Genomic DNA, 24162 nt, shown 5'->3' on the forward strand with positions numbered 1-24162 from the left:
CCAAAGATCATTAATACTCAGAAAACATATCGAATTCTCATCAGCGGCGGCGGCACAGGCGGACACATCTATCCGGCCATTGCCATTGCGAACGCCTGGAAGGAAAAACATCCTGCCAGTGAGATTCTGTTTGTGGGTGCTTTGGGAAAAATGGAAATGCAAAAAGTCCCTGAGGCTGGCTATGAGATCAAAGGCTTGCCCGTGGCAGGACTTCAGCGTAGCCTGACTTTGGACAATCTGAGCTTTCCGATTAAGCTTTTGAAAAGCTTGCGGATTGCTTCCGGCATCGTCAAGGACTTCCGTCCGGATGCGGTTGTCGGAGTGGGTGGCTACGCCAGTGGACCGATTCTTTATGCTGCTCAAAATAAAAGCATCCCAACCCTCATTCAGGAGCAAAACTCCTATGCGGGCTTGACCAATAAGCTTCTTTCCAAAAAGGCAAAAACCATCTGCGTGGCTTATCCGGCAATGGAAAAATTCTTTCCTGCGGAAAAAATCAGAATCACAGGAAATCCGGTACGGAAAGACATTCTGGACTTGTCCGGAAAAAGAGATTTGGCGCTCAAGCACTTTGGCTTGGTGGAGGAGAAGACGACGATTTTGGTTTTAGGCGGCTCATTAGGAGCGCGAACTCTCAATCTGGCGGTTCTCCGTGACATGGCAGAGCTGGAGAAAGCAGGCTATCAGGTGCTTTGGCAAAGTGGAAAGTTCTATTTCAAAGACATGCTGTCCAAAATGGAGGAATCCAACCTGAAGCATATCCACCTGAGAGAATTTATCCGGGAGATGGATTTGGCTTATGCCTGCGCAGATGTAATCGTATCCCGAGCTGGAGCGCTTTCGGTTTCCGAACTCAGCCTGGTGGGCAAGCCGGTGATTTTCATCCCTTCTCCGAATGTGGCTGAAGATCATCAGACCAAAAATGCGATGGCATTTGTGAATCATCAGGCTGCTGTGTTGCTCAAGGATTCCGAAGCTGTCGGGCAATTGAAAAGTAAAGTAGAAGCGCTGATGCAAAACCCTGAATTGGCAGCTGCATTGGGGAAAAATATGAAAAAGTTGGCTAAGCCGGATGCGGCCACTGCCATCGTGAACGAACTGGAAAAACTGATTCAATGACATTCAAAGGTATAAATAAGGTCTACTTCCTTGGAATCGGCGGCATTGGCATGAGTGCCTTGGCGCGATGGTTCCGACATGAAGGCTATCCTGTAGCAGGATACGACAAGACCCCTTCTCCTTTGACCGAGGAGCTTGAAAAGGAAGGGATGCTGATCAGTTTCGAGGATACAGCAGCTTCTATTCCGCTTGATTTTACGACTAATCCAGATGAAGTCTTAGCGGTGTGGACTCCTGCGATTCCAAAGGACAGTGTGCTTCTGAATTTCTTTCAAGCACACTATAACCTGAAAAAACGGTCTGAGGTGCTCGGGATGATTACCAAAGATTTCTATTCGATAGCTGTGGCAGGGACCCACGGCAAAACGAGCACTTCTTCGCTGATTGCTCATTTATTGAAATCAGCGGGTAAACCCGTTGCCGCATTCTTGGGTGGAATCACCCAGAATTACAACAGCAACCTCATTTTGCCGGGTAAGTCCAAAGAAGCCACCATTGTCGTGGTGGAGGCAGATGAGTTTGATCGCTCATTTCTCAGACTTCATCCGAATGAGGCAGTAGTGACAAGCGCAGATCCGGATCACCTGGATATTTACGGTGATGAGGCCACAATTTTGACTGGATTCCGTGATTTTATCAAGCTTTTGGATAAAAAGGGCAAACTCTATATACAGGCTCATGCTTGGTATCGACTTGGCGAAAATCTGGGAATCAGTTCCGGAATCAGAGAATATGGTTTGAGATCCAATGGAATTCATGCAGAAAACATCATTGCGAAGCCCGGAATTTTCCTTTTTGATTATGTGGGGACAAAATCCCAAATCAAAGGCTTGGAGCTACATATCCCAGGATTTCACAATGTGGAAAATGCGTTGGTGGCCATTGCGGTAGCAATAGATCATGGTGTGACAGAAGATCAGATCCGAACCGGAATCAAGACTTTCAAAGGAGTGAAGCGCAGATTTGAGATTCATTCCAACGCTCCGGGTCACATCTACATTGATGACTATGCCCATCATCCTGAGGAAATCAAAGCTTGCCTCAGTTCTGTCCGGGCGATGTATCCGACTCAGCGTATTACGGTCGTGTTTCAGCCTCACCTATTTACCCGGACCAGAGATTTTGCACGAGGATTTTCGGAAAGTCTTTCCCTTGCCGATGAAGTGGTGCTGCTTGACATTTATCCGGCTCGGGAACTTCCAATCGAAGGAGTGAATTCAGCGATGCTATTGGAGGGGATAAATACAGGAAAGAAACTATTGATAAGTAAAGATCAGGTCATGGATTACCTGAAGGAATCTCAACCCGAAGTCCTGGTGACCATGGGTGCAGGAGATATTGATCGATTGGTCCCCGGCATTGCTGCATGGACACATTCAAGAACTAAACAATTTGAGGCATGAATAAGACAAAACTCAAAAAAGTACTTGGATTAGTGACCATTTTGCTGGTTTTGATCGGCTTTATCGGCTTTGTCGAAAAACAAATCCAAGACAAAGCCTATCGGGGATTAGAGGTAGATCTGAAGGCTGTCAGTGGAGTGTACTTTGTTGAAGAAAAAGAAATAGAAGCAATTCTAAAATCCGCGTTTCCTGAACTTCAAGCTGGTCTTCCGATCTCGGATGTCCCGTTGGCAGCGGTAGAGTCGAGGCTTTCAGGTCATCCTTTTATCAAATCAGTGGAAACCTTTATTGGACAAAAGGGAATCCTGAAAGTGACCCTCAATCAACACGAACCGATCGCAAGAATAGCAAGACCAATGGCTGCCGATGGATACCTCACCACGGAAGGCAGGATCATTCCCACTTCGCCAAGCTATACCAGCCGTGTCTTGATTTTGGAAGGTGCATACGCCGAGCAATTGATGGATCAGGGGAGTGTCGATTCGATGCCGGAGTTGATGCCGTTGATTCGGTTTGTCACCGAGAATGAGTTTTGGAATGCTCAGGTGAGCGAGCTGGAGATTAATAGGAGAGATGACATCCGTGTGTATCAGCAGGTAGGAAAACAGGTGATAGAGTTTGGAGATGCACTTGATTTTGAGAGCAAATTCAGACGAATCGAAGTGCTGTACAAGGAAATATTACCGAGAAAAGGCTGGAATGCTTACGAGCGAATCAGCGTGAAGTTTAAAAATCAAATTGTTTGTGAATAAAGCTTGGATATGGAAAACGACAAATTAATTGTAGGACTGGACATTGGGACAACCAAAATCTGCGCAATCATCGGACGCAAAAATGAGTTTGGCAAACTCGAAGTCCTGGGCATGGGTAAGGCAGTCTCTGACGGCGTGGATCGAGGAATTGTGACTAACATCGAAAAGACGGTGCATGCTATCCAAAAAGCCGTGGAAGATTGCTCCAATATGGCTGATGTAAACATCGTGGAGGTCATCGTCGGGATAGCCGGCCAGCATATTCAAAGCAAAATCATGCATGGGAGCATCATGCGCCAGCCCACAGAGGATGAAATCACCGTGGAGGACGTGCAGCGCCTGTCGGCAGATATGCACAACATAGTGGTGCCCCCTGGCAACAGCATCATCCATGTGATGCCTCAGGATTATACCGTAGACTACGAAGGGGGAATCAAAGATCCTGTTGGAATGGCAGGCACACGTCTGGAGGCAGATTTCCATATCATTACTGCCCAGACTACCGCTATTCACAACATCAACAAATGTGTCAAAAAGGCTTCGTTGGAGTCCAAACAATTGATTTTAGAGCCCTTGGCCAGTTCACTTTCCGTGTTGAGTGACGATGAAAAGGAGGCTGGGGTATGTCTTGTGGACATCGGAGGAGGGACTACGGATATTGCCATTTTCTACGAAAATATCATCCGGCACACAGCCGTAATTCCCCTGGGTGGCAACATCATCACTGCCGATATCAAAGAAGGCTGTATGCTGATGCAGAATCAAGCCGAATTGCTCAAAACCCGATTTGGGAAAGCAATCGCCGAAGAAGCCAATCCCAATGAAATTGTATCGATACCGGGGCTGAGAAATCGACCTCCAAAAGAAATTTCCATCCGGAATCTCGCCTCAATCATTCAGGCTAGGATGGAAGAAATCATCGAAATCGTCCAAAACGAAATCATGCAAAGCGGCTACTATAAAAAGCTTGCCGGCGGTATTGTGATCACTGGAGGAGGCTCTCAATTGCAGTGCATTTCCCAACTATTTGAATACATGACCGGCCTGGATTCAAGAATCGGATTTCCAAATGAACACCTGGGTAAATCAGTAATCGAGGAAGTGAAAAGTCCGATGTACGCCACTTCCGTTGGGCTCGTTCTCGCGGGATTCAAGGCGCTGGACAACCGCGAGGAGGGCTATTTGAAACGAAAGGCGAACATAGGTATCAAGCCTCCCATTGCTGCTAGACGAGAAGCTATTGCAAATAATTTCTTTAAAGGAATAACCGACAGATTGAAAAATTTAATCTCCGACGATATCGGGGAAGAATACTAATACTAGGGCTTATGATTGGGGAGGTAATCCGCCTTGCAGATTACTTCCCTCTTTATCCCTTTCTAGAATACATCAAAACTGAAAACATTCACCAATTCAATAAATATGTCAGATAACATGAAAGATTACAGATTTGACCTCCCCAAAAACCAAAAGTCAATTATCAAGGTAATTGGAGTGGGAGGAGGCGGCAGCAACGCCGTAAACCACATGTACGCCCAAGGGATTAAAGATGTGGAGTTTGTCGTGGTCAATACAGACGCACAGGCACTCAAATCATCACCCGTTCCATTGAGGCTTCAGCTGGGAGCTAATCTCACCGAAGGTCTCGGCGCAGGTGCCAATCCGGAACAAGGCAGAAATGCAGCACTGGAATCTCAGGATGAGATCCGGGAGCTTTTGGCGGATAATACGAAAATGGTATTCATCACCGCAGGCATGGGAGGTGGTACAGGCACCGGTGCTGCGCCGATTGTGGCTAAAATTGCCAAAGAACTCAACATTCTGACTGTCGGTATTGTGACAGCCCCGTTTTTGTTTGAGGGCAAAAAGAAAATGGCCGTAGCTCAGGCGGGAATTGAATCCCTCAGAGAAAACTGCGATACAGTTCTTGTTATTTTGAATGACAAGCTGCGAGAGATCTATGGCAATTTGGCGATCCGAACTGCTTTCAGCAAAGCAGACGATATCCTGGCCACAGCTGCAAAGTCTATCGCTGAGATCATCACGATCCATCAGGATGTGAACGTGGACTTTGAAGATGTGAAGACCGTAATGAAAGAAGCAGGTGCGGCCGTAATGGGTTCATCCACCGAGGAAGGCGAAGGACGTGCAATCCGTGCTGCGGGTGCTGCGATTTCCTCTCCTTTGCTCAACAATGTGGATATCAAAGGCGCTCAGAAAATCCTTCTTTCCATCATGTCTGGAGAGGAAGAGGAGCTGTCAATGGACGAACTCAGCGAAATCACTGAATACATCCAGGAAAAAGCCGGCGAAAACGCTGAGGTCATTTTTGGGCAGGGTATCGATCCGGACTTGGGTAAAGCGATCCGAGTGACAGTCATTGCCACAGGATTTGAAATGGACAAACTCACTGAAAAGCAAAAAACCAAGGAGTTTTCTGCACCTGTTTCAGCTTTTGCAAATCCAATCGCCAACACGCCCGCAGCAAATCCGGAAACAGTTAAAACGGTGATCAATTTGGATTCAGGCAAGAGCCAAAAAGTGAAAGAAGAACCGATTTCCGGTGGTTCCACGTTTACTTTCAATCTTCCCAAAGTAAATGCTCCCGTTCCAATGAAGCCTGTTGAGGATGAAAATGAGGAGTTTGTATTCAGCGTTAATCCTTTTCAGGAAGAAAAATCAGATTCAATTCAGGAAACTGGAAAAGTTGAAAAAATTGTATTCAAACTAGAAGATGAGTCTGAGAAGAAATCAGAGGTAATGCCTCAGGAATCAGAGCCGGTTCCACAGCTTTTTGCAAATGATTATTACGAGCAAATGAAGCAAAAGGCCATTCAGCGAGCGCATGAGCGATTCGAGAAGTTAAAGGGTAACCGGGCTTTCAATCCAAGTCCTGAAGAATTGAAGGAGAAATTGAACGTGCCGGCTTATCAGCGCAAAAACGTGGTATTGAATGAACCGCAGCACAGTTCAGAGTCTCAAACCAGCAAGTACAATCTGAGTGACGAGAATGAAATTCTCGGCAATAACAGATTCCTGCATGATAATGTGGACTAGGCCTTAAAATTCAAGCAGCATGTCTGCCTGGGTTTGCAGCAGTTCTATATACAGCCTGTTGGTGAGCAGGTTATCTGACATATTTTGCTCGATTTTAGCAAGCTTCGGCTTCAGAGCAAGAACATGCATTCCCAGATAATGGAAGATGTCGGTGAGGTGGCTCAAAGCGATGCCACCCCCGCCAATTCCTGATGATATCCCAACCAAAGCACATTTTTTATTTCGAAATGTATTCGGATAGGTCATCCCGTCGATGAAAGATTTCAGAATACCGGGAAAAGAACCATTGTATTCCGCCACAATGAAGACAAATTTTTTCCCTTCTTTTACGCGGTCGTGAAAGGCATTGTAACCTGGATTTTTACCGGTGTTTTCATAAAGTGCCGTAGCGAGAAAATCTGCAGGTAAATGTTCCAATTCCAGAATTTCTGATTCAGCTCCTTTTTCCAAAAGGATGGATTGATAGATTTCAGCGATTACTTTCGAAACTGAATTTTTACGATTGGTACCTACAATGATTTTAACCATGAGTGGATTTTTTCTGTTTTCTATACAAGCAAGTAGGGGTAAAAGTTCTAAGCCAAAACCAAAAACCTATATTTGCCCGTAAATCAACCAAAAACATGGATTACCTCGACCAAATTCAAGAAGCAGTTTCATTTATTCAAAAGTTGAATCCTACCGAAGTACCGATTGGAATTATCTTGGGTACAGGCTTGGGAAATCTTGGGAATCAGATCGAAGTCGAGTTGGAAATCGACTACAAAGACATCCCGCACTTCCCGGTTTCTACAGTTGAGAGCCATTCGGGTAAGTTGATTTTTGGTACCCTGTCGGGAAAAAATGTAGTGGCCATGAAAGGGCGTTTTCATTATTACGAAGGCTACTCGATGAAGGAGGTTACTTTTCCGGTTCGGGTCATGAAAAAATTGGGCGTAAGCACTTTATTGGTTTCCAATGCCAGTGGAGGTCTTAATCCCGCGCAGGAAGTGGGAGAAGTCATGATCATCACAGATCATATTAATCTCTTTACAGAGAATCCGCTTAGAGGTAAGAATTACGATGAGTTGGGACCAAGATTCCCCGACATGAGTGATGCTTATTCCCATGATTTGATCGAAAAAGCCATGAAAATCGGTGCTAAACATGGAATTAAACTTCATAAAGGAGTCTATGCCGGAGTAGAAGGACCAAATCTCGAAACACCGGCAGAATACAAATACCTCCAAATAATCGGAGGTGACGCCGTGGGCATGAGTACGGTGCCTGAAGTGTTGGTTGCCCGTCATTCAGGCATGGAGGTGTTTGGAATATCTGCCATTACTGATCTGGGCGTGGAAGGGCGAATCCACAAAGTGGACATCGCCTATGTCCTAGCAGCGGCTGCCAAAGCTGAGCCCGTGATGAGCTTGGTCATACGAGAACTTGTCGCTCAGATTTAACGGTCCGGGAGCTGATCTATAGTTTCGACCAGTTGCAGCATAAACGGCTTTATTTCTTCCGGCCATATTTCAGGGATTGTTCCGATTTGCCACCAAAGGACGCCTTCCCGATTTTCAAATGCCAAATAGTAGCCTCCCTCTTCTGCACAATTGGGACAGGCTATGAACTCAAGTCCTCTTGGCAATAGATAAGATTCCGGAAAGGCATCCCTCAGGTTTTGTGCCAGCAGAGCAAAATCTTCACTCAATGGCGTGGACTTGTAAGTAATAATCGGAGAATCCCTGAAGGAATTCATATCGTCCACGTACAATTTTCCTTTGTCCAATTTATAAATCTGCATGCAGTTGTCTTCGCAGAACAGATTCCATTTGCCGAAAATAAAGGCATCAATTTCCGGGGATTCCTCTTCTTTGCACCCGGCGAAAAGTGCCCAAATCAGTAGGAAGAACCATAATTTTTTCATTTTCTCCATTCATTTTTATTCTTAAAAACGTATTGGAGTTTTGATCGTTTTTCAAATTGATATACAATTTTTGGCAAAAAATAAGTTTCTTGGAAAGAATATGGTGAGATTTTGTACAGGTCTGTTTTTCTTTTTTCTTGTTTCGGTTTTTTCTGGATTTTCTCAGACAGACTCATTGACTTTTTCCTTTGGAAAAAGCGATGGGAATCACCCTGATTCCTACATTCTTACGGGTAAAATAACCTCAAAAGAAAGTGGTAGACCCATTGAGAGCGTTGGAATCCATGTCGATGGGATATTTACCGGAGTGAGTACGGATCGATTTGGGACTTATTACCTCACCTTAACTCCGGGATTTCATCGTGTCGTATTTCGCCATATTTCCAATATTCCGGTTTTCACCCAAATTTCGCTTTACGAAAATGGCGTGGTAAATCTCCAGTTGATTGAAAAGGCTTTCGAACTAGAGGGAGTAGTGGTGATGTCTGATGAGCCTGACCGCAATGTCCGAAATCCGATCACTGGAGTCACCAAATTGACAACTGCCGAATTGAGAGCCATTCCTGCGTTTTTGGGCGAAGCGGATATTTTCAAAGGACTTCAGCTACTTCCTGGGGTGAGTTCGGTAGGAGAAGGGACTTCCGGTATTAATGTTCGCGGAGCCAAAGCAGATCAAAATCTTTTGTTGATGAATGAAGTCTTGGTCTTGAGTTCCAATCACGCGCTGGGCTTCTTGTCAGGCTTCAATACCGATGTCACCGAAAACTTCACGCTGTACAAGGGAAACCTACCGGCAAATTTTGGAGGAAGAGCTGGATCAGCACTCAACATCCTGATGCGACCGGGAAGCAAAGAAAGCTGGCAGGGGCAAGTCGGAGTGGGGACTTCCAACGGAAAAATCCTGCTGGAAGGACCGATTTTGGAAGATAAGGTGTCCGTGATTTTTGGTGGTCGGCTTTCCAATGTCAATTGGCTACTAGGTCAGGCACGAGATCTGGATATTCAGAATAGCAAATTGAACTTTTATGATGGCTATTTGGGTGTGAATTGGGATCTGGGAAAAGGCCATCAACTCGAAGCCAATACCCTGGTCACCGGGGATGAATTTCAGTTTTCGGATCAGTTCGGCTACGAATGGGCCAATCGAATCAGTTCTCTGAGGTACAAGGGGATTTTGGGAGAAAATATTTCCCTCACAGGATTGCTGGCGGATGGCAACTTTGACAATGCCTTTTTTGATCCCGAGGGAGTAGAGGCTGCCAAGGTGAAAAATGGCATGCGCTATCAGCAGGGCAAGGCTTCGGCAACCTGGGCAAATGACAAACTTGCGCTTACAGGTGGCATGGAAGGAATCTATTACCAAGGCAAACCCGAGCGAATTGCGCCTTTTGACGAAACTTCAGCAGTTCAGGTGGAGCAAGTGGGGAAAGAGCGGGGCTTGGAGCTTTCCGGCTTTTTGACTTTGGAATATGAGTTGGGAGAAAATACCGGTTTTGTTGGAGGGCTGAGGTATTCCACTTATTCCCAGCTTGGATCAGATACAGTCTATCAATACAATCCCAATGGGCCCATCAGCGCGAATGAAATCAGCGGAGAAACTCCTTTCCCGAAGGGGAAGATAAAATCCTATTCCGGCCTGGAACCGAGATTTTCCCTCCGACAAAATCTTAATCCCACACTTTCGATCAAATTGAGCTATGCTCGGCTGTTTCAATACATCCAGTCTGTGTCCAATACGTTTGGTCCGACTCCGATTGACCTGTGGCAGCTCAGCACGACTTACATCCCACCGCAGCGATCAGACAATTTTTCCTTCGGTGTATTTAAAAATAAGGCAGACAACAGTTGGGAGTACTCTATTGATGCCTTCTATCGAACTAGTGTCAACCAAGTAGAATACCGGGATTTTGCACAGATTTTCCTGAATCCTCACATGGAAACAGAGTTGGTCTTTGGAAAAGGGGAGGCCTATGGTGTGGAGTTTTTGATCAAAAAGAACCTTGGAGTGGTGACGGGCTGGCTGGCTTATACCTATTCGAGGTCCTTTTTCACTTCCCAAAGCGGGTTTAGTGAAGAGCAGATCAATCAAAATGAGCGCTTTCCCTCGAATTACGATAAGCCGCACGAAGTCAATTTCATTCTCAGCCGTAAGATGTACCCGAGAGGACTTTTCAATTTCTCGGTCAACTATGCCACTGGCCGGCCAGTGAGTGCGGTGAGCGCCTCTTATATCCTAAATGGAGGACTGGTCGTACCGGATTACACCAATAGAAATCAATACCGAATTCCGGATTATTTTCGGGTTGATCTATCCTACACCGTGGAGAAAGTCTTTTCCAAAAGAGGAGACAGTCTCAATTTCAGTATTTACAATCTATTTGGAAGGAAAAATGCCTACTCTGTCTTTTGGCAAAAGGACAGTGATTCGCAGGAGTTGAGACCCTATCGACTGGCGATTTTGGGGTCAATTTTTCCATCCATTACCTACAGCATCAAATGGGGAGGGAGCAATGAATAAGTTTAGAATTTTAAGTTTGCTGTGTATTTTTCTAGGCTTTAATTCCTGCGTGGAGCAGATCGAATTTGAGTTGGAAAAGACCGAGCGGGAGCGATTGATTGTGTCAGGGACATTGACCAATCTGAATGAGCCTCAAGTGGTTTTTCTTTCAGAAACTACCTCTCAGGCCAGGAAGCCATTACTTTCTGATGAGGAAAATGGATATTTCACCTTGGATGATAAACCGAGACCGGTAAGAGGTGCAAGAGTGACCTTGGAATATGAAGGGATTGCAAACCCGGGAAAAGAATTTCGTGAAACCAAGCCGGGAAGGTATGAGCTACTCGAAAATTCAGTATTCGGAGTAGGATCAGCTGTAGGATATTTTTTGCAAATACAAGTAGGAGACCGAATCTATCGTTCAGAAGTACAAACGTTCCCTCAGGCCATTGGATCGGATGAACTGAGTTTTTCCTTTGAGCGAACTCGATTGGGTGATAATCCAGACGCCGCTCAGGTAGTAATTCAATCCGAAGTGACATTACCGGAACAAGTAGGAGATTATTACCTGCGGTGGACTGTGGATGAAGCGTATTTTTGGGATTTGACTTTCTTCCCAAACTCATTCAATCGGCCTCCTCCAGATTGTATCGTGTTTGGTTTCCCAGATCCGGAGCGGATCACACTGATCAATGGAGATTTACTAAATCGACCCGGAGGGAAAAGCACTCAAATCGTAGCCAAACGTCTTGTAGACCAATCATTTCTAAGCAGGCACTTTTTCAATGTCAGGCAATTGAGCATATCCAAAGATGCCTATGATTATTGGAGAAGAGTTCGTGAATTGGTAAACAACACTGGGTCTGTATTTGATTCCCCACCAGCCCCAATTCGCGGGAATCTCTACAATGTCAATGATCCCGATGAAGTCGTTTTAGGCTATTTTGAAGTTGCTACAGCTAAGGTTTCCCGGATCTATACCACTTTTGGGGATGTCCCTTTCTTTTTGGAGAAAAGTTGTGAATATGTCCCAGGTCGCAGGAGAGATCAGTACGATCCCAGATGCCTGAGCTGCAATGTATTTCCGGATAGTCAGGGATTCTACCCGGAGTGGTGGTTTGACGAGTGAGAATAAACGGTTGGAAGGTGGTAAAGTTGTAAAGTGGCGTCAGGCTGAGTCTTAAATATCCTGCGAACATACCAAATGGAAATGACAGGGTTTTTGAAGCTCAAAGCCATAAAATTCTTGATTTACGATTGAAGTTTAGCTGTTTAGACAAAACATTGATCGGAAGGGCGCGGTGGGAGGGTTTGCCAGCGAGCCAGCGTTCGGCCTCGTGCGGTTGGAGCTTTGGCAAATCTTGTCCCGATAGTTATCGGGATTTTGGTTCTTTTGGATCAAGCCAAAAGCACGAAGAAAAAAGGATTGCCTAAACTGTTATTAAATCAGCGAATAATAAGTTAACCTTTGGAAATCGAACCGTCCCTTTCAGAATAAACTATGGAAATTTCAGTATTTTCAAAATCCTATACACGCTGTCATCGGTAGCGGAGGCGAGCCCTTTTTAGTAAATGTTAAATGGGGATTAGTAAGTTTTCAATTCAAAACTTTCACCGTGTATTCGGAAGTTTTATTGCTAAAAAATTTACCCCTCCCGAATCGCTTCAGGAGGGGTTTTCTATAGGTTATGGCCTATGAGCTGTCTTATTCACTTTTTCATTTCCATGTAATCCACCACAAAATAGCTCATCGCGCGTACACCTAAAACGAAGCCGCTTTCATCAATTACAAAATCCGGTGTATGGTGTGAAGGGGTGGTCAAAGGATCACCGCCTTTTTTCATACCACCTAGAAAAATGAAGAATCCCGGTTTTTCTCTTTGGAAAAAACTGAAATCCTCCGCACCTGTCACAGGATCCATGGCTATGACATTGTCAGGTCCTGCAGCCGCAGTTAGTGAAGGAAGCATTTGATTGGTGAGTTCAGGTGGATTTACAGTTGAGGGATAGAGTTTTCCAATTTTTACATCTGCCTTAGCCCCCGCACTTTCTGCAATCTTGGTGATGATGTCAGTTATCCTACGGTGAACCAAGGCCTGCTGCTCATCTCCAAAGGTTCGGATGGTTCCGATCATCTCTACTTTTTCGGGAATAATGTTATGCCGAATTCCACCATGAACTGCTCCTATGGTGACTACGGCTGGATTTTCCGTGATATTGACTGTTCTAGAAAGGATAGTTTGGAGACCAAGAATAGCCTGAGCGGAGGTGACGATCGGGTCTACGCCTGACCAAGGAGAAGCGCCATGCGCCTGAGTCCCCGAGATGGTTACGTCCAAATTATCCACTGCTGCCATAAACGGACCAGAGCGATAGCCGATTTTCCCGGCTTCTATCTGAGCCCAAATGTGTAAACCAAAGATGGCGTCTACATTGCTCATCACGCCTTCTTCCACCATTTGTTTTGCTCCGAATGTCGTCACCCCCGGTTCATAGATGCCCTCCTCAGCAGGCTGAAAGACAAATTTGACAGAACCCTCCAATTGATCTTTCATTCCAGCAAGAACTTCTGCCACACCCATCAAAATAGCAACATGAGAATCGTGACCGCAGGCATGCATGACGCCGGTTTCCTGTCCGTTGTAGGTACTGGTATTTAATGATCGGAACGTAAGATTATTTCGTTCACTCACAGGCAGCGCATCCATATCTGCCCGAAGTGCCACCATTGGCCCAGTTTTTCCACCTTGGAGAACTCCTACCACTCCGGTGACCGCGACATTTTCAGTCACCTCCATTCCCAAGGCGCGCAGGTGATCAGCTACAATCTTGGCAGTACGGAATTCCTTGTTGCCCAATTCAGGATATTGGTGGAAGTCCCTTCTCCATTCGATTACTTTAGTCTCAATGGCGGAAGCTTTTCGGTCAATCGGTTCATGCAGGTTGGATTGACCAAGTACTGCTAAAGGAAGTAAAAACAGGGAAATGAGAATCTTTTTCATAAAGCTAAACTTAGGTACGGTAATGAGAATTTGATTTTTCGGCAGAAAGTTTTCTTTAAATTATCCAAATCCCACTTAAGAAATCATGGGTTCTTTTCTTGTGTTTTGAGGGATTTTCCGGATGAAAAATGGAAAAACCTATTTTTTCATTCCCATGTAATCCACTACGAAATAGCTTAATACGCGCATGCCCAAGACAAATCCTCCCTCGTCAATGTAGAAATCAGGCGTATGATGGGATGGTGTTTTGGTTGGGTCACCACCCTTTTTCATGCCACCCAGGGAAATAAAAAGCCCCGGCTTTTCGCGTTGGAAAAAACTGAAATCCTCCGCACCGGTGATCAATGGATTGGTAAGCACATTGCCTTCTCCTGCGGCCGCCAAAATGGTAGGCCCCATTAGTTCGGTAAGTTCCGGGTCATTTACCGTAGCAGGATAGAGTTTGGTGATGTTGACATCAGCCTTGCCGCCTGCACTTTCCGCAATGTTGGTGGCAATCTCATTGACCCGCTTATGTACGAGATTTTGTTGGTCGTCTCCGAATGTCCGAATGGTACCGATCATTTCTACTTTTTCAGGAATGATATTGTGCCGAATTCCACCATGTATTGCTCCCACAGTGACAATAGCCGGAGCTGCGGTAATGTTGACATTTCTGGAAATAATGGTTTGCAGGCCACTGATTATTTGGGCGGAAGTAACGATAGGATCCACTCCAGACCAAGGAGAAGCTCCGTGCGCTTGAGTTCCATGGACAGTGATTTCCAGGTTGTCAACTCCAGCTAAAGCAGGTCCGGATCGATAGCCGATCTTCCCTACTTCCATCTGTGAACCGATATGCAAGCCGAAAACTGCATCCACGTCCTTCATCACGCCTTCTTCCACCATCTGCTTGGCACCCCAAGAGGTCACTCCCTCCTGATAGATTCCTTCTTCAGCAGGCTGAAAAAGAAATTTCACAGTACCCTGAAGTTCATTTTTCATTCCAGCCAAAACTTCAGCCACGCCCATCAAAATCGCCACATGGGTATCGTGACCACAGGCATGCATAACGCCTGTTTCCTGTCCGTTGTATGTAGCAGTTACGGTTGATTTGAAAGGTAAATCCACTCGTTCCGTTACCGGAAGCGCATCCATATCGGCGCGAAGTGCGACGACAGGACCCGGTTTTCCGCCTTTGAGAATTCCTACTACTCCTGTCACAGCAACACCTTCCTGCACGTCGATTCCTAAGGAACGCAGGTGATCTGCAACCATTTTTGCAGTCCGTATTTCGTTGTTTCCGAGTTCAGGATTTTGGTGGATGTCTCTGCGCCACTCGATGACTTTGTCTTCGATTGCGGTAGCTTTTTTATCGATTTCAGGTCGGAGTTTGGTTTGGCCAAAGGCCGTTCCGCTGATCAGAAGTAGTGGGAGTAGTAGTTTTTTCATAATAAACTAAGGTTGATTGTTCGGTTAGCGGTTATTTGGTTTGGTGAAAATAAGGATTGATGATTTATAATTCCCTTCCCCGTCTGATTAAATCCAGGTCAGGGAAACTTTTCACTGTTATTTTCCTTTACCTGTAGAAAGAAATTACTATGGAGCTTAAAAATAAAATCGCAGTCGTCACCGGAGTCAGCAAAGGTCTCGGTCTCGAAGTAGTGAAGCAATTATTGGAAAAAGGTACTGTTGTAGCAGGCTGGGGAAGAACAGCACCCGATCTGAAGCATGGGAATTTTCACTTTTTTTCCTGCGATGTGTCTCGGGAAGATCAAGTTGAAAAGGCTTATTCAGCAACAGTGAAAATGCTGGGAGAGGACATCCGGATTTTGGTGAATAATGCAGGATTTGGAATAGCCGGGAAATTTGAAGAAATGTCCTCCGAAGACTGGAAGTCCATGTTTGACACCAATGTGCATGGGATTTTTTACGTCAGCAAACGATTGGTACCAGCTATGAAAGCCGCCGATGAAGGGCATATTCTCAATGTAGCCTCCATCGCAGGACTGAATGGCGTAGCCAACTTTGCGGGATATGTCGGCACCAAACATGCGGTAAGAGGAATTTCCCATTCGATGTATATGGAGTTGAGGGATTTTGGGATCAAAGTCTCTACGATCTATCCCGGCTCTATCCAGACTAACTTCTTTGATAAAATAGAAGGGACGACTACTAACGAGAACATGATGCGACCTGAAGATGTGGCTCAGACCATCGTTCAGACGCTGGAAACTCATCCGAATTACTTTGTGGCGGATGTGGAGTGTAGGCCGCTTAGGCCGAAGGGGAAGAAGTAGGTTCCCGGTAACATAATTTGACTTGGCCATTTTGTGTCAGCCCAAGCGGAGTCGAGGACCCTTCGACTCTGCTCAGGGTGACACCCCTCCCACTGCTTTCGAGGTAATTAACTGTCATTTCCATTTTGTATGTTCGCAGAAAATTTAAGACTCTGACTGATACATTATTTTCGCATTTATTAATCTTTTATTGATGCTTGAGTTGAGGCCATTTTGATCTACCGGGGACATTGCAATTAATCATTTAGGGAGGCCTATTTTTTTGATTTAATACAAAAAACTATCAAAAAAGGAATAAAAATTTTTTTTAATTTTTTAGTCAAAAAACAAAACTAAATTCTGAATTTATATTAAATTATTAGGGAGGGGGGAGAGAATATTTCGTAAAAATAGAATTTATATTTTTTTTGGAATATTCTAAGAATTAATTGACTTGAATTTTTTTTTGTGTTTTAGATTTTTCTAATTACAATTGGTAATTCAATTAACCAAAAACACATACTTTATGAAAAGGAAATTATCCGTTATTTTAACTATGTTTGGAGTATTCTTTCTCTCCTCTTTAACCATGGAATTAACTTTAGAACCTGAGAACAATGATTCTGTTTTCAGTTTATTTGTAACTCCGGGGTTTTCCCAAGGAATGGGTGGGGGTGGTGAGCCGTCGGCTTATTGCGGTCCACTTATGGGCAATGAAGCCGGTACTAGGTACTGCTGTGCTAACACAAATGAATATTATTGTTATGCTGCTGGATGTTAAATCCAAAAATTTTAATAGAGGTATAAGTAATTTTGTACATCTATTAAATAATCGTTAAAATTTATGAAATATTTTCTTTGGAGTATTGGCTTCATTTTTTTGTTGAGTTGTTCTGGAGAGGAACAAAGCGAGATCAGAAATCAATATAAGGTAATCGATCAAAATCTTCCCTCTATTAATGAAGGGGTTAATTTGTCTAATTTTTTAACTATAAATAATGTTGTTCTTTTAGAATCAACTGATAGTTCGCTTATTGATTTTATTCATAAAGTGGTTGAAGATGAGTTTTATTTTGTTAAAGGAGGTAAGTCTGTTTATAAATTTAGTAAATCTGGAGAATTTATTTCAAAAATTTCTAGAGAAAAAGATGGGCCAAATCAATTTTCTAATCTAACTGACATAATATCTTTAAATGATGAAAATAGGCTGTGGGTCTATGATTCTCGTTCTCGAAAAATTTTTCAATTTGATTATGATTTCAATCTTGAGATTGATTTTAATTTAAATCACCCTTTTTTTGGGATTGAAAAACTAAGAGAAGGTTTAATTGGTACTCCTGGATATATGCTTGTTTTAGATGATCCCTATTCCTTATTTTATTTTAAAGGAGATAATTTAGCAAGTGGATATAAATTTGATAGAAGTCTTCTTTCTTTTAACTTAGAAAAGTCTAGGTATTTACATGTCATGAGACATGATTTTTTTTCAAAACTTGATTCAGAAGGATATAATTTTGTAAATTCTTTTAATGACACGATTTATCACATTAAAGAAACAGGAAATCTGTCTCCTGCATATGTTATTGATTTTGGTGAAAACAAGTTACTTGAATCAGATTTATTGGGGAAAGGATATTCATCAATAGTAGATGTCTTTCAATTTATCAATTCTACTGATAAGTCGTTTAATGTTGGGAACGTATTTGAATCCAAAAAATTTCTAATTTATCGATTTTTCAATCAGGGAAAAGCCTTTTTATCAGTATATGATAAATCTACTAACAAATTGGTATCGGGGCATCGCATTATATTGGATTATAAAGGTAAATCAATAGAGCTACCTTTGGATGAAGAAATTAAAATTGGATCTTTTGGAAATGGGAGAGGTTATCTGGTACTGCCATCCGAATCAAGCGTGCTTGGTGAATTCCAGAAAGATTTTGGAGTTGTAGACGGAGATAATCCTTTGTTATTAATTTTTAATGAAAGGTAATCTAGTTTTAATTGTAATTTGGCTTTTGCTAGGGTGTTCAGTTGAGGAATCTAAAATTGATAAACCCCAAGAAATCCCATCAACTTTGATGGAGATGGTCAATAGAGATTTGGATAGTCATTTGTTCTATGAGGTTTTTCCTGATAAATTTACAAAGAAAGAAACATTTGTATTATTCATTATGCCTTCTAGTTCTTGTTTTAATTGTTTTGAAGAATTAACAGAGGAGTTGGGAAAATTTTACAAGGAGGTAGGTCTTAAAAATATTATATTCGTTAGAAATGATAATATAAAAGATAGAGAGGTTAGATTCTCTTTACAAAATGTTGTTTCAATTGAAAATATTGAAATTTTAAATATCAAGGATTTAGATTTTATTAAATCTCACGAGTTTTTTCCGAAATTAGGATTTGTGAAAAATGGTAATTTAAGTTGTGTTGAAATCTTTGAGCAAGGTGACATAGTTAAGATTTCCAACTATTTCGAATTCTTAAAAATCTTTTTATAAAGCTAATTAATATCATCTATTACTGTCGTCCGAGAACGAAAGAGGCATAAATAATTTTATCTTGGAATATTACAAAATGAAAAATGGGAAGCTTTTTGAACTGTCCATCTTTTTTTTATTTTCGCTTCGATTAGGAAATAACAGTATGAAGGAAAGTGAGCGGAGTTTTTTATCTGGACATCCGATCATGGCTCAGCTTTTATTACTTTCCTATTGGGGTAGAAGGAAGTTGATTTGGAATAGGCATAAGTTTTCAACTAGTTCATTAATAGCTACAAGTTGTTAATTTGCTTATGATGCAAGACCATATAAAAATGGACCAATTCCAAATTGGCAAGGATATGACGCCTTGTTTTGCGGGCAAACTTCACCCAGCACCCAACTTTACTTCAGTAATATAGAGAAAATACTACGGCCTGATGGGAGGCAATTACTATCTTTTGAAACTTAAAATTTTAACCCGGGAAAATTGCCTTTCCCATGTGGGAAAAGAAATATTCTAGGACTAGGTTTAGAACTTATTTTCATTTTAGACTAAAATATCAGCTATCGTGACCAAAGGAATGTCCTTTCTACCTAAATCCCGAAGTGGATGGTATTCTGATGTTGGATAAGTCCATCCCTCGTCAGTCAATTCCCAAAGTAAAGGCGCTAAGTTTTGAACCGCTGCTTTGCAGCCTTGTACAATGGCTCCCATCTTTCCGGTTTGTTTGGAAAGCTTAGCTTCGTTTTCGATTTCAAATGGTCCATTAAAGCCTTTTTCCCTTAGGATCGAAGTGAATGCTCGCCAGTCCATGGAATCCCCCAAACCAAAACCAGGTAAAGTCGCTTCATACTGATGTCTGTCCCAAGAATTGGTGCTGGAGTGGATTCCCAGCTTTTCTGCCCATTCCGCAGGGATTTGCTGCATGGGATACATATTTCCCCAGAAAGGATCAGGATTATTTCGTGTCGATTTGACGTGAATGCGTCTCAGACGGCTTATGTCCGTGTTTTTAATGACTTCCACAGGATCGGTGTGCTGCCAGACGTCATGCGAAGGGTCGTAGATTTCCCCGTGATTTTTCTCGGGGACGAGTTCATACATGAGTTTTCTGGCGGCTAAGACTCCAGTTAGGTTGTTGTAAGTCCCCGTAAAACCCGAACTTCTCCAGCCTTCCATCGGGCAGTTTTCATAGAGAACCGTCACTCCGAGATCATTTGCGTAACGGATAATTGGTCCGAAAATCCGCTGATATTCCAGCAGGTTTTTCTCAAATCCACCCTCTTCATTTCCCAGTTCGTGATTGTACCCGACAAAAGTCCCGACTTTGACGTCATTTTCATCTCCACCGAGCAAGTGCGCGATACGGATCAGTTTGAGCAGATGGTTTTGGTTTTTGACCCGATGGATCGGATCCCCGCCGATCAGGTTTTCGAAGGCACCTATTGAAAGTCGAAGTTTGGCGGTATTGAATTTTTTAATCAATGCCTTAGCCTGATCAGGCCCGAAGTTTTCATAATCCAGATGCGTGGCGACAAAATCATCCCGCGTTCCATCTTTTCGGAAGACACAGAGATCCAGTCCCTGCACGCCGATTTTAATTGCTTTTTCGATAGTCTGATCCAAATTCAGCTGATCAAACGCCGAAGTCATGATCCAAATGGGGTTTGCCATGGTTTTTGGGTTTGGGTTAAAAATAGGGAAATGAAATGAAGCGAAAAATGGGAATTGGATTATTGGTTAACTTTCCAAACAGGTTTTATTCCTTTGTATTTAAAAAGCTAAATATTTTGAAAATGGATATTCAAAACCGGAAACTTGATCTTATCAAAAGCCTTATTTCGATAGAAGACGAGGAATCCATCGATTTTTTGGAGGCCTATTTAAAAGAAAAACCCTATCGACTTTCGAAAAGTGAGCTTTTAAATAGAGCTGATTTAGCGTCAGAAAATATTGTTTCCGGAAAATATCAGGACCAAGATGATTTAGAAAAAGAATCTGAAAGCTGGTGAAATGAAGGTTTATCTTTATTACTGACTTGTTTGACAAGAGATGAAATCCAGAAAAAATCAACGATCCCACTCGATAAATCACTTTTCCGAATACCTTCTCCTGATCTCCACTTTTTGCTTTTGCCTTTCCCAAAGCGCTTTTGCCAAATCTGCAGCAACACAATCAGGTTCCGATTCATGCAGGATTTGCTTGAGCTTATTTTCCGCCAGATCTATTCGATAGCAGACTTGAAGTAGCCGTTCCAGATTGCGGTCCATCAATTGACTGATGGCTTTGGTAAGCACAGTCAATGCTTTTTCTTCAGAAAACGCTTCCCTGATTTCAGGAAGCTGGAAGTCTTTGGTGATCAGACTGAACGTTTCTTCAGGGAGCGTTTGGTTCATGGGAATAGAATGAAAAGAGGCTGTCTCAAATTGCATCTCGATGTCAGCCTGAGCACCTGACCAACGAGAGTTGGGCAGTACGAAGACCATTTCCAGTAAATGGGACTACATTTCGACTATGCTACCGATGACAGCGTATGGTTTGTTTTTTAAATATTGAAATTTCCATAGTTTATTTTGAAATGAACGGGTCGATTTCCAGAGGTTAACTAATTATTCGCCGATTTAATAACAGTTTTGGCAATCCTTTTTTCTTTGTGCTTTTGGCTCGACCCAAAAGAACCAAAATCCCGATAACTATCGGGACAAGATTTGCCAAAGCTCCCACCGCACGAGGCCGAACGCTGGCTCGCTGGCAAATCCTCCCACCGCGCCCTTCCGATCAATGTTTTGTCTAAACAGCTAAACTTCAATCGTAAATCAAGAATTTTAGGCTTTGGGCTTCAAAAACCCTGTCATTTCTATTTTGTATGTTCGCAGGATATTTAAGACTCAATGTGACAATCGGTACTTATGAGACAGCCAATTTCTTTTTTTGAAATTTACCACCCAAAATAAACTTCATGCTGACTGTTATTTCTTTTGTTGGATTTACGCTGTTTGTGGCTTTTTTTTCTTGGTATAAGTTGAGAAAAGAGAATCTGCGCTCGAAGGATGGGTATTTTTTGGGAGGCAGAAGTCTGACAGGAGGTGTGATCGCTGGGTCGATGATTTTGACCAATATCTCTACCGAGCATTTGATCGGGATGAATGGATCAGCCTATAAAAACGGCATGATCATCATCGCTTGGGAAGTGACTTCAGCAGTTGCATTGGTGATAGCAGCCTTATACTTCTTACCGATTTATCTGAGAATGGGTTTGGCGACCATACCACAATATCTGGCCGTGCGGTATGATGATACGACCAAAACCATCGTGTCCCTGCTTCTGATGCTATCCTTTGTGTTTACCCTTTTACCGATCGTGTTGTATACCGGAGCGATAAATCTGGAAAGTATCTTCAATGTCTCTGAGGTCCTTCAGATCAGCAAATCAGAAGGCATTTGGCTTTCGGTAATCACCATCGGAGTGATCGGGTCCATTTATGCAATTTTGGGTGGACTGAAAGCAGTGGCTTATTCCGATACGATCAACGCCGTGGGTTTGGTAGTTGGAGGCTTGATGGTTCCTGTTTTTGCACTCTGGGAAATTGGGAGTGGTAATGTCGCCGCAGGATTGACCAAAGTCTATGAAGCAGTCCCGGAGAAGTTTAATGTGATCGGATCTTCGGATTCAGTATTGCCATTTAGCACACTTTTTACCGGTTTGATGATCAATCAGCTGTACTTCTGGGGGATGAATCAGACCATCATTCAGCGCGCACTTGGGGCCAAAAATATGGCTGAAGCCCAAAAGGGATTGTTGTTTACAGGAATTTTTAAGATTCTGATTCCACTGATCATTGTGCTGCCCGGAGTCATTGCTTTCTATTATTATGGGGAACAGTATTTTGGAGATCAGGATGTGATTTATCCTGTTCTGGTCAAAAAAGTACTGCCCATCGGCCTGATTGGCTTTTTTGCCGCAGTGGTTTTAGGAGCAGTTCTCAGTACCTTCAACTCAGTCTTGAATTCAGCAGCGACGATTTTCAGTTTGGATATCTACAAAAAAATGATTCAGTCAAGTGCTTCGGATTCCAAACTGGTCAAAGTCGGGAAACTCACTTCTTTGATTCTTGCCGTGATTTCAATCCTTATTGCACCCATGGTAGCCAATGCCCCCGATGGACTCTACCAATTGATGCAACAGTTGAATGGGATATTTTTCATTCCAATTGCCTCAGTTCTGATTGCAGGATTTTTCATGCCCAAAATCTCAGCAGTAGGTGCAAAGGCAGGTTTGGCCGTGGGTTTTTCATTTTATATTCTTACTACCTTTTTATTGGAAGTCGATATCCATTTTATTCATATCTGGGGAATTGAGTTTTTGCTGAATCTGGGTGTGATGTACTTGGTCAGTTTAAAATTCCCTGCAAAAGTTGTGGAGGCAATACCCCAAGGCCCGATCAATCTTCAGGAATGGAAATTTGCAAAGCCGCTTTCGATTGTGCTTTGTGTGGTGACGGTGATGATTTATTGGTTTTTGGGGAGGTAGGGGAAATTCAGTGATTCCAGTCTTCCTAGTTATCGAAAACCATGCAATTTGAAAGTCTAACTTTCAAATTGCATGGTTTTATGGATGAAATTCATGAAAATTGAAAGTAAGCCCGTGGCCTTTTCTAAGGTTTGAAATTTTGGAAAAGTCAGGATCTGAATTCCTCGAAACAAAAAAAGCCCGCATTGCTGCGAGCTTCATTTTGTTAATTCTTAAGGCCGGATCATTCGGTATAAGAGATTCTTCGGGAAGCCTTTCTCATCAAAATATTAATTAAATCTTCGGTTGAAGAACCCATAGTTCCCGAGATTCCTTTATTGTAATTTGCTACTTGGATTCCATCTTCGGCATCATAAATTGACATGTTTAGGACAGCTTTGTTTGTGCTGCCATACATTCCAACGAATAAACCTAATGCAACAGAAGCACCTTCAGACATGGGCTTGTTTGTTTCAAACGACCCCATTATTATGGCATCTACTTCAAGCATATCAGCTAGTTCATCAGGGGTATAATCGCCAAAATTTTCAAATGTTACACCCATTCTTTTAAGCTTGGCATTTGTCGTCAATGGGTCAAGGAAACTTACTTTTAATTTTCCACTTTTTTCTCTTTTAAGAAACCAAGAGTGCATTGCGTTTTGAATACTCAGGCCTTCATCCTCCTCCATTTTCTTCAGCTGTTCATTGCTCATAGATTTCATGTCTTTTGGTCGAAGGGTAATGGAGGTTTTAAATGGAAGGATAGCAACCTTGTTGTGTTTCGCAATATATTGGTCAATCTGAGGATGCTCGTACAAATGCGTCTGGGCGGTGGCAAATGTGCTCAGGAGAAATAAACAAATACCTAATGTGTAAATTTTCATGATCTTATTTTTTTAAAATATGTTGGAAAAAAGAATGAAAGTGAATGTAGGATTGAATTTAAGAAATTTAAAATCCTGAAAAATACCCAGTACCGGGTATTTTTATCAAAGAAGAAAAGTGTTGGAAATGAGATGGAAAAAGAGTTGAATTTATCACCTATAAATACATTAAATAAAAAAACCCCTTCTTTTTGGGAGGCCACTGAAAAAGTCCTTTAATGGTTAATTGTTAGTAAAAAAAGGTGTAAGAAAATTACTTTTCTACACCTTTTTTTGTATCTTTTTGTG

21 protein-coding genes are annotated in these 24162 nt (G+C 42.7%); 14 read left to right on the forward strand and 7 right to left on the reverse strand.

Annotated features, from left to right (window positions below; genetic code table 11):
- Window positions 1–6: 6 nt before the first annotated feature.
- From murG to ftsZ, 5 genes are all read left to right on the forward strand, one after another.
- The gene (gene murG / locus C4S61_RS06265; protein WP_103923916.1) at window positions 7–1119 is read left to right on the forward strand and encodes an undecaprenyldiphospho-muramoylpentapeptide beta-N-acetylglucosaminyltransferase; all 1113 of its coding nucleotides are present in this window, start codon (window positions 7–9) and stop codon (window positions 1117–1119) included.
- A complete protein-coding gene (gene murC, locus C4S61_RS06270) occupies window positions 1116–2522 on the forward strand; it encodes a UDP-N-acetylmuramate--L-alanine ligase (protein ID WP_103923917.1) in 1407 nt (468 codons plus the stop codon). The genes murG and murC overlap by 4 nt, the downstream gene beginning before the upstream one ends.
- Entirely contained in the window at window positions 2519–3274 is a 756-nt protein-coding gene (locus C4S61_RS06275; RefSeq protein ID WP_103923918.1) for a cell division protein FtsQ/DivIB, read from the forward strand. Before murC ends, C4S61_RS06275 begins: the two co-directional genes overlap by 4 nt.
- Before the next feature lie 9 nt (window positions 3275–3283).
- Window positions 3284–4591: a cell division protein FtsA gene (gene ftsA, locus C4S61_RS06280; protein ID WP_103923919.1), complete on the forward strand. Its 1308-nt coding sequence runs from the start codon at window positions 3284–3286 to the stop codon at window positions 4589–4591.
- A gap of 117 nt (window positions 4592–4708) precedes the next feature.
- Window positions 4709–6331 (forward strand): cell division protein FtsZ, encoded by a 1623-nt coding sequence (gene ftsZ / locus C4S61_RS06285; RefSeq protein WP_103923956.1) that lies wholly within the window; start codon window positions 4709–4711, stop codon window positions 6329–6331.
- Between the two features lie 3 nt (window positions 6332–6334).
- Here ftsZ and C4S61_RS06290 read toward each other — a convergent pair whose 3' ends face one another.
- Window positions 6335–6859 (reverse strand): NADPH-dependent FMN reductase, encoded by a 525-nt coding sequence (locus C4S61_RS06290; protein WP_103923920.1) that lies wholly within the window; start codon window positions 6857–6859, stop codon window positions 6335–6337.
- A 95-nt stretch (window positions 6860–6954) separates the two neighbouring features.
- Between C4S61_RS06290 and C4S61_RS06295 the strand changes: the two genes are divergently transcribed.
- Entirely contained in the window at window positions 6955–7773 is an 819-nt protein-coding gene (locus C4S61_RS06295) for a purine-nucleoside phosphorylase (RefSeq protein ID WP_103923921.1), read from the forward strand.
- Here the strand turns inward: C4S61_RS06295 and C4S61_RS06300 are convergent.
- Window positions 7770–8237 carry a hypothetical protein gene (locus C4S61_RS06300; RefSeq protein ID WP_146064354.1) on the reverse strand — a complete coding sequence of 156 codons (468 nt, stop codon included), beginning with the start codon at window positions 8235–8237 and terminating at the stop codon, window positions 7770–7772. The genes C4S61_RS06295 and C4S61_RS06300 overlap by 4 nt on opposite strands.
- 70 nt (window positions 8238–8307) lie before the next feature.
- On the opposite strand from C4S61_RS06300, the gene C4S61_RS06305 reads away from it, so the two are divergent.
- Window positions 8308–10755, forward strand: coding sequence for a TonB-dependent receptor (locus C4S61_RS06305; RefSeq protein WP_146064355.1), 2448 nt, complete (start codon window positions 8308–8310; stop codon window positions 10753–10755).
- Window positions 10748–11863, forward strand: a complete 1116-nt coding sequence (locus tag C4S61_RS06310; protein WP_103923924.1) for a DUF4249 domain-containing protein — start codon at window positions 10748–10750, stop codon at window positions 11861–11863. The genes C4S61_RS06305 and C4S61_RS06310 overlap by 8 nt, the downstream gene beginning before the upstream one ends.
- A 580-nt stretch (window positions 11864–12443) precedes the next feature.
- On the opposite strand, the gene C4S61_RS06315 is transcribed toward C4S61_RS06310, so the two are convergent.
- Entirely contained in the window at window positions 12444–13736 is a 1293-nt protein-coding gene (locus C4S61_RS06315) for an amidohydrolase (protein WP_103923925.1), read from the reverse strand.
- Between the two features lie 138 nt (window positions 13737–13874).
- The gene (locus tag C4S61_RS06320; protein WP_103923926.1) at window positions 13875–15167 is read right to left on the reverse strand and encodes an amidohydrolase; all 1293 of its coding nucleotides are present in this window, start codon (window positions 15165–15167) and stop codon (window positions 13875–13877) included.
- 149 nt (window positions 15168–15316) lie between these two features.
- Between C4S61_RS06320 and C4S61_RS06325 the strand changes: the two genes are divergently transcribed.
- The 4 genes from C4S61_RS06325 (at window position 15317) to C4S61_RS06340 (ending at window position 18495) form a co-directional block, all read left to right on the forward strand.
- Complete coding sequence (locus C4S61_RS06325; RefSeq protein WP_103923927.1) at window positions 15317–16015, forward strand: SDR family oxidoreductase; 699 nt, start codon at window positions 15317–15319, stop codon at window positions 16013–16015.
- Between the two features lie 505 nt (window positions 16016–16520).
- Window positions 16521–16775, forward strand: a complete 255-nt coding sequence (locus C4S61_RS06330; protein ID WP_103923928.1) for a hypothetical protein — start codon at window positions 16521–16523, stop codon at window positions 16773–16775.
- Between the two features lie 63 nt (window positions 16776–16838).
- Window positions 16839–17987, forward strand: a complete 1149-nt coding sequence (locus C4S61_RS06335; RefSeq protein WP_103923929.1) for a 6-bladed beta-propeller — start codon at window positions 16839–16841, stop codon at window positions 17985–17987.
- Window positions 17977–18495: a hypothetical protein gene (locus tag C4S61_RS06340; protein WP_103923930.1), complete on the forward strand. Its 519-nt coding sequence runs from the start codon at window positions 17977–17979 to the stop codon at window positions 18493–18495. The genes C4S61_RS06335 and C4S61_RS06340 overlap by 11 nt, the downstream gene beginning before the upstream one ends.
- A gap of 529 nt (window positions 18496–19024) precedes the next feature.
- Here the strand turns inward: C4S61_RS06340 and C4S61_RS06345 are convergent.
- Window positions 19025–20152: a sugar phosphate isomerase/epimerase family protein gene (locus C4S61_RS06345; RefSeq protein ID WP_103923931.1), complete on the reverse strand. Its 1128-nt coding sequence runs from the start codon at window positions 20150–20152 to the stop codon at window positions 19025–19027.
- A 35-nt stretch (window positions 20153–20187) separates the two neighbouring features.
- On the opposite strand from C4S61_RS06345, the gene C4S61_RS06350 reads away from it, so the two are divergent.
- On the forward strand, window positions 20188–20490 hold the full coding sequence (locus C4S61_RS06350; protein ID WP_103923932.1) for a hypothetical protein: 303 nt from the start codon (window positions 20188–20190) through the stop codon (window positions 20488–20490).
- Window positions 20491–20568: 78 nt separating this feature from the next.
- On the opposite strand, the gene C4S61_RS06355 is transcribed toward C4S61_RS06350, so the two are convergent.
- Complete coding sequence (locus tag C4S61_RS06355; RefSeq protein WP_235009828.1) at window positions 20569–20964, reverse strand: hypothetical protein; 396 nt, start codon at window positions 20962–20964, stop codon at window positions 20569–20571.
- Window positions 20965–21437: 473 nt separating this feature from the next.
- Here C4S61_RS06355 and C4S61_RS06360 point away from each other — a divergent pair, with 473 nt between their 5' ends.
- A complete protein-coding gene (locus C4S61_RS06360) occupies window positions 21438–23009 on the forward strand; it encodes a solute:sodium symporter family transporter (RefSeq protein WP_103923933.1) in 1572 nt (523 codons plus the stop codon).
- Between the two features lie 223 nt (window positions 23010–23232).
- Here the strand turns inward: C4S61_RS06360 and C4S61_RS06365 are convergent, their stop codons facing one another.
- Window positions 23233–23874, reverse strand: a complete 642-nt coding sequence (locus C4S61_RS06365) for a hypothetical protein (protein WP_103923934.1) — start codon at window positions 23872–23874, stop codon at window positions 23233–23235.
- Window positions 23875–24162: the final 288 nt, after the last annotated feature.

This window comes from Algoriphagus boritolerans DSM 17298 = JCM 18970 (genome assembly GCF_900108085.1).
GTDB lineage: Bacteria > Bacteroidota > Bacteroidia > Cytophagales > Cyclobacteriaceae > Algoriphagus > Algoriphagus boritolerans.

Bases quoted from the DNA above. Each gene is read 5' to 3' on its own strand.
- C4S61_RS06365 (WP_103923934.1), bottom strand. From the start codon at position 23,874: ATGAAAATTTACACATTAGGTATTTGTTTATTTCTCCTGAGCACATTT.
- C4S61_RS06335 (WP_103923929.1), top strand. From the start codon at position 16,839: ATGAAATATTTTCTTTGGAGTATTGGCTTCATTTTTTTGTTGAGTTGT.
- ftsA (WP_103923919.1), top strand. From the start codon at position 3,284: ATGGAAAACGACAAATTAATTGTAGGACTGGACATTGGGACAACCAAA.
- C4S61_RS06310 (WP_103923924.1), top strand. From the start codon at position 10,748: ATGAATAAGTTTAGAATTTTAAGTTTGCTGTGTATTTTTCTAGGCTTT.
- C4S61_RS06360 (WP_103923933.1), top strand. From the start codon at position 21,438: ATGCTGACTGTTATTTCTTTTGTTGGATTTACGCTGTTTGTGGCTTTT.
- C4S61_RS06325 (WP_103923927.1), top strand. From the start codon at position 15,317: ATGGAGCTTAAAAATAAAATCGCAGTCGTCACCGGAGTCAGCAAAGGT.
- C4S61_RS06355 (WP_235009828.1), bottom strand. From the start codon at position 20,964: ATGGTCTTCGTACTGCCCAACTCTCGTTGGTCAGGTGCTCAGGCTGAC.
- C4S61_RS06295 (WP_103923921.1), top strand. From the start codon at position 6,955: ATGGATTACCTCGACCAAATTCAAGAAGCAGTTTCATTTATTCAAAAG.
- C4S61_RS06315 (WP_103923925.1), bottom strand. From the start codon at position 13,736: ATGAAAAAGATTCTCATTTCCCTGTTTTTACTTCCTTTAGCAGTACTT.
- ftsZ (WP_103923956.1), top strand. From the start codon at position 4,709: ATGAAAGATTACAGATTTGACCTCCCCAAAAACCAAAAGTCAATTATC.
- C4S61_RS06340 (WP_103923930.1), top strand. From the start codon at position 17,977: ATGAAAGGTAATCTAGTTTTAATTGTAATTTGGCTTTTGCTAGGGTGT.
- C4S61_RS06345 (WP_103923931.1), bottom strand. From the start codon at position 20,152: ATGGCAAACCCCATTTGGATCATGACTTCGGCGTTTGATCAGCTGAAT.
- murC (WP_103923917.1), top strand. From the start codon at position 1,116: ATGACATTCAAAGGTATAAATAAGGTCTACTTCCTTGGAATCGGCGGC.
- C4S61_RS06350 (WP_103923932.1), top strand. From the start codon at position 20,188: ATGAAGCGAAAAATGGGAATTGGATTATTGGTTAACTTTCCAAACAGG.
- C4S61_RS06275 (WP_103923918.1), top strand. From the start codon at position 2,519: ATGAATAAGACAAAACTCAAAAAAGTACTTGGATTAGTGACCATTTTG.
- C4S61_RS06330 (WP_103923928.1), top strand. From the start codon at position 16,521: ATGAAAAGGAAATTATCCGTTATTTTAACTATGTTTGGAGTATTCTTT.
- C4S61_RS06300 (WP_146064354.1), bottom strand. From the start codon at position 8,237: ATGAAAAAATTATGGTTCTTCCTACTGATTTGGGCACTTTTCGCCGGG.
- C4S61_RS06320 (WP_103923926.1), bottom strand. From the start codon at position 15,167: ATGAAAAAACTACTACTCCCACTACTTCTGATCAGCGGAACGGCCTTT.
- C4S61_RS06290 (WP_103923920.1), bottom strand. From the start codon at position 6,859: ATGGTTAAAATCATTGTAGGTACCAATCGTAAAAATTCAGTTTCGAAA.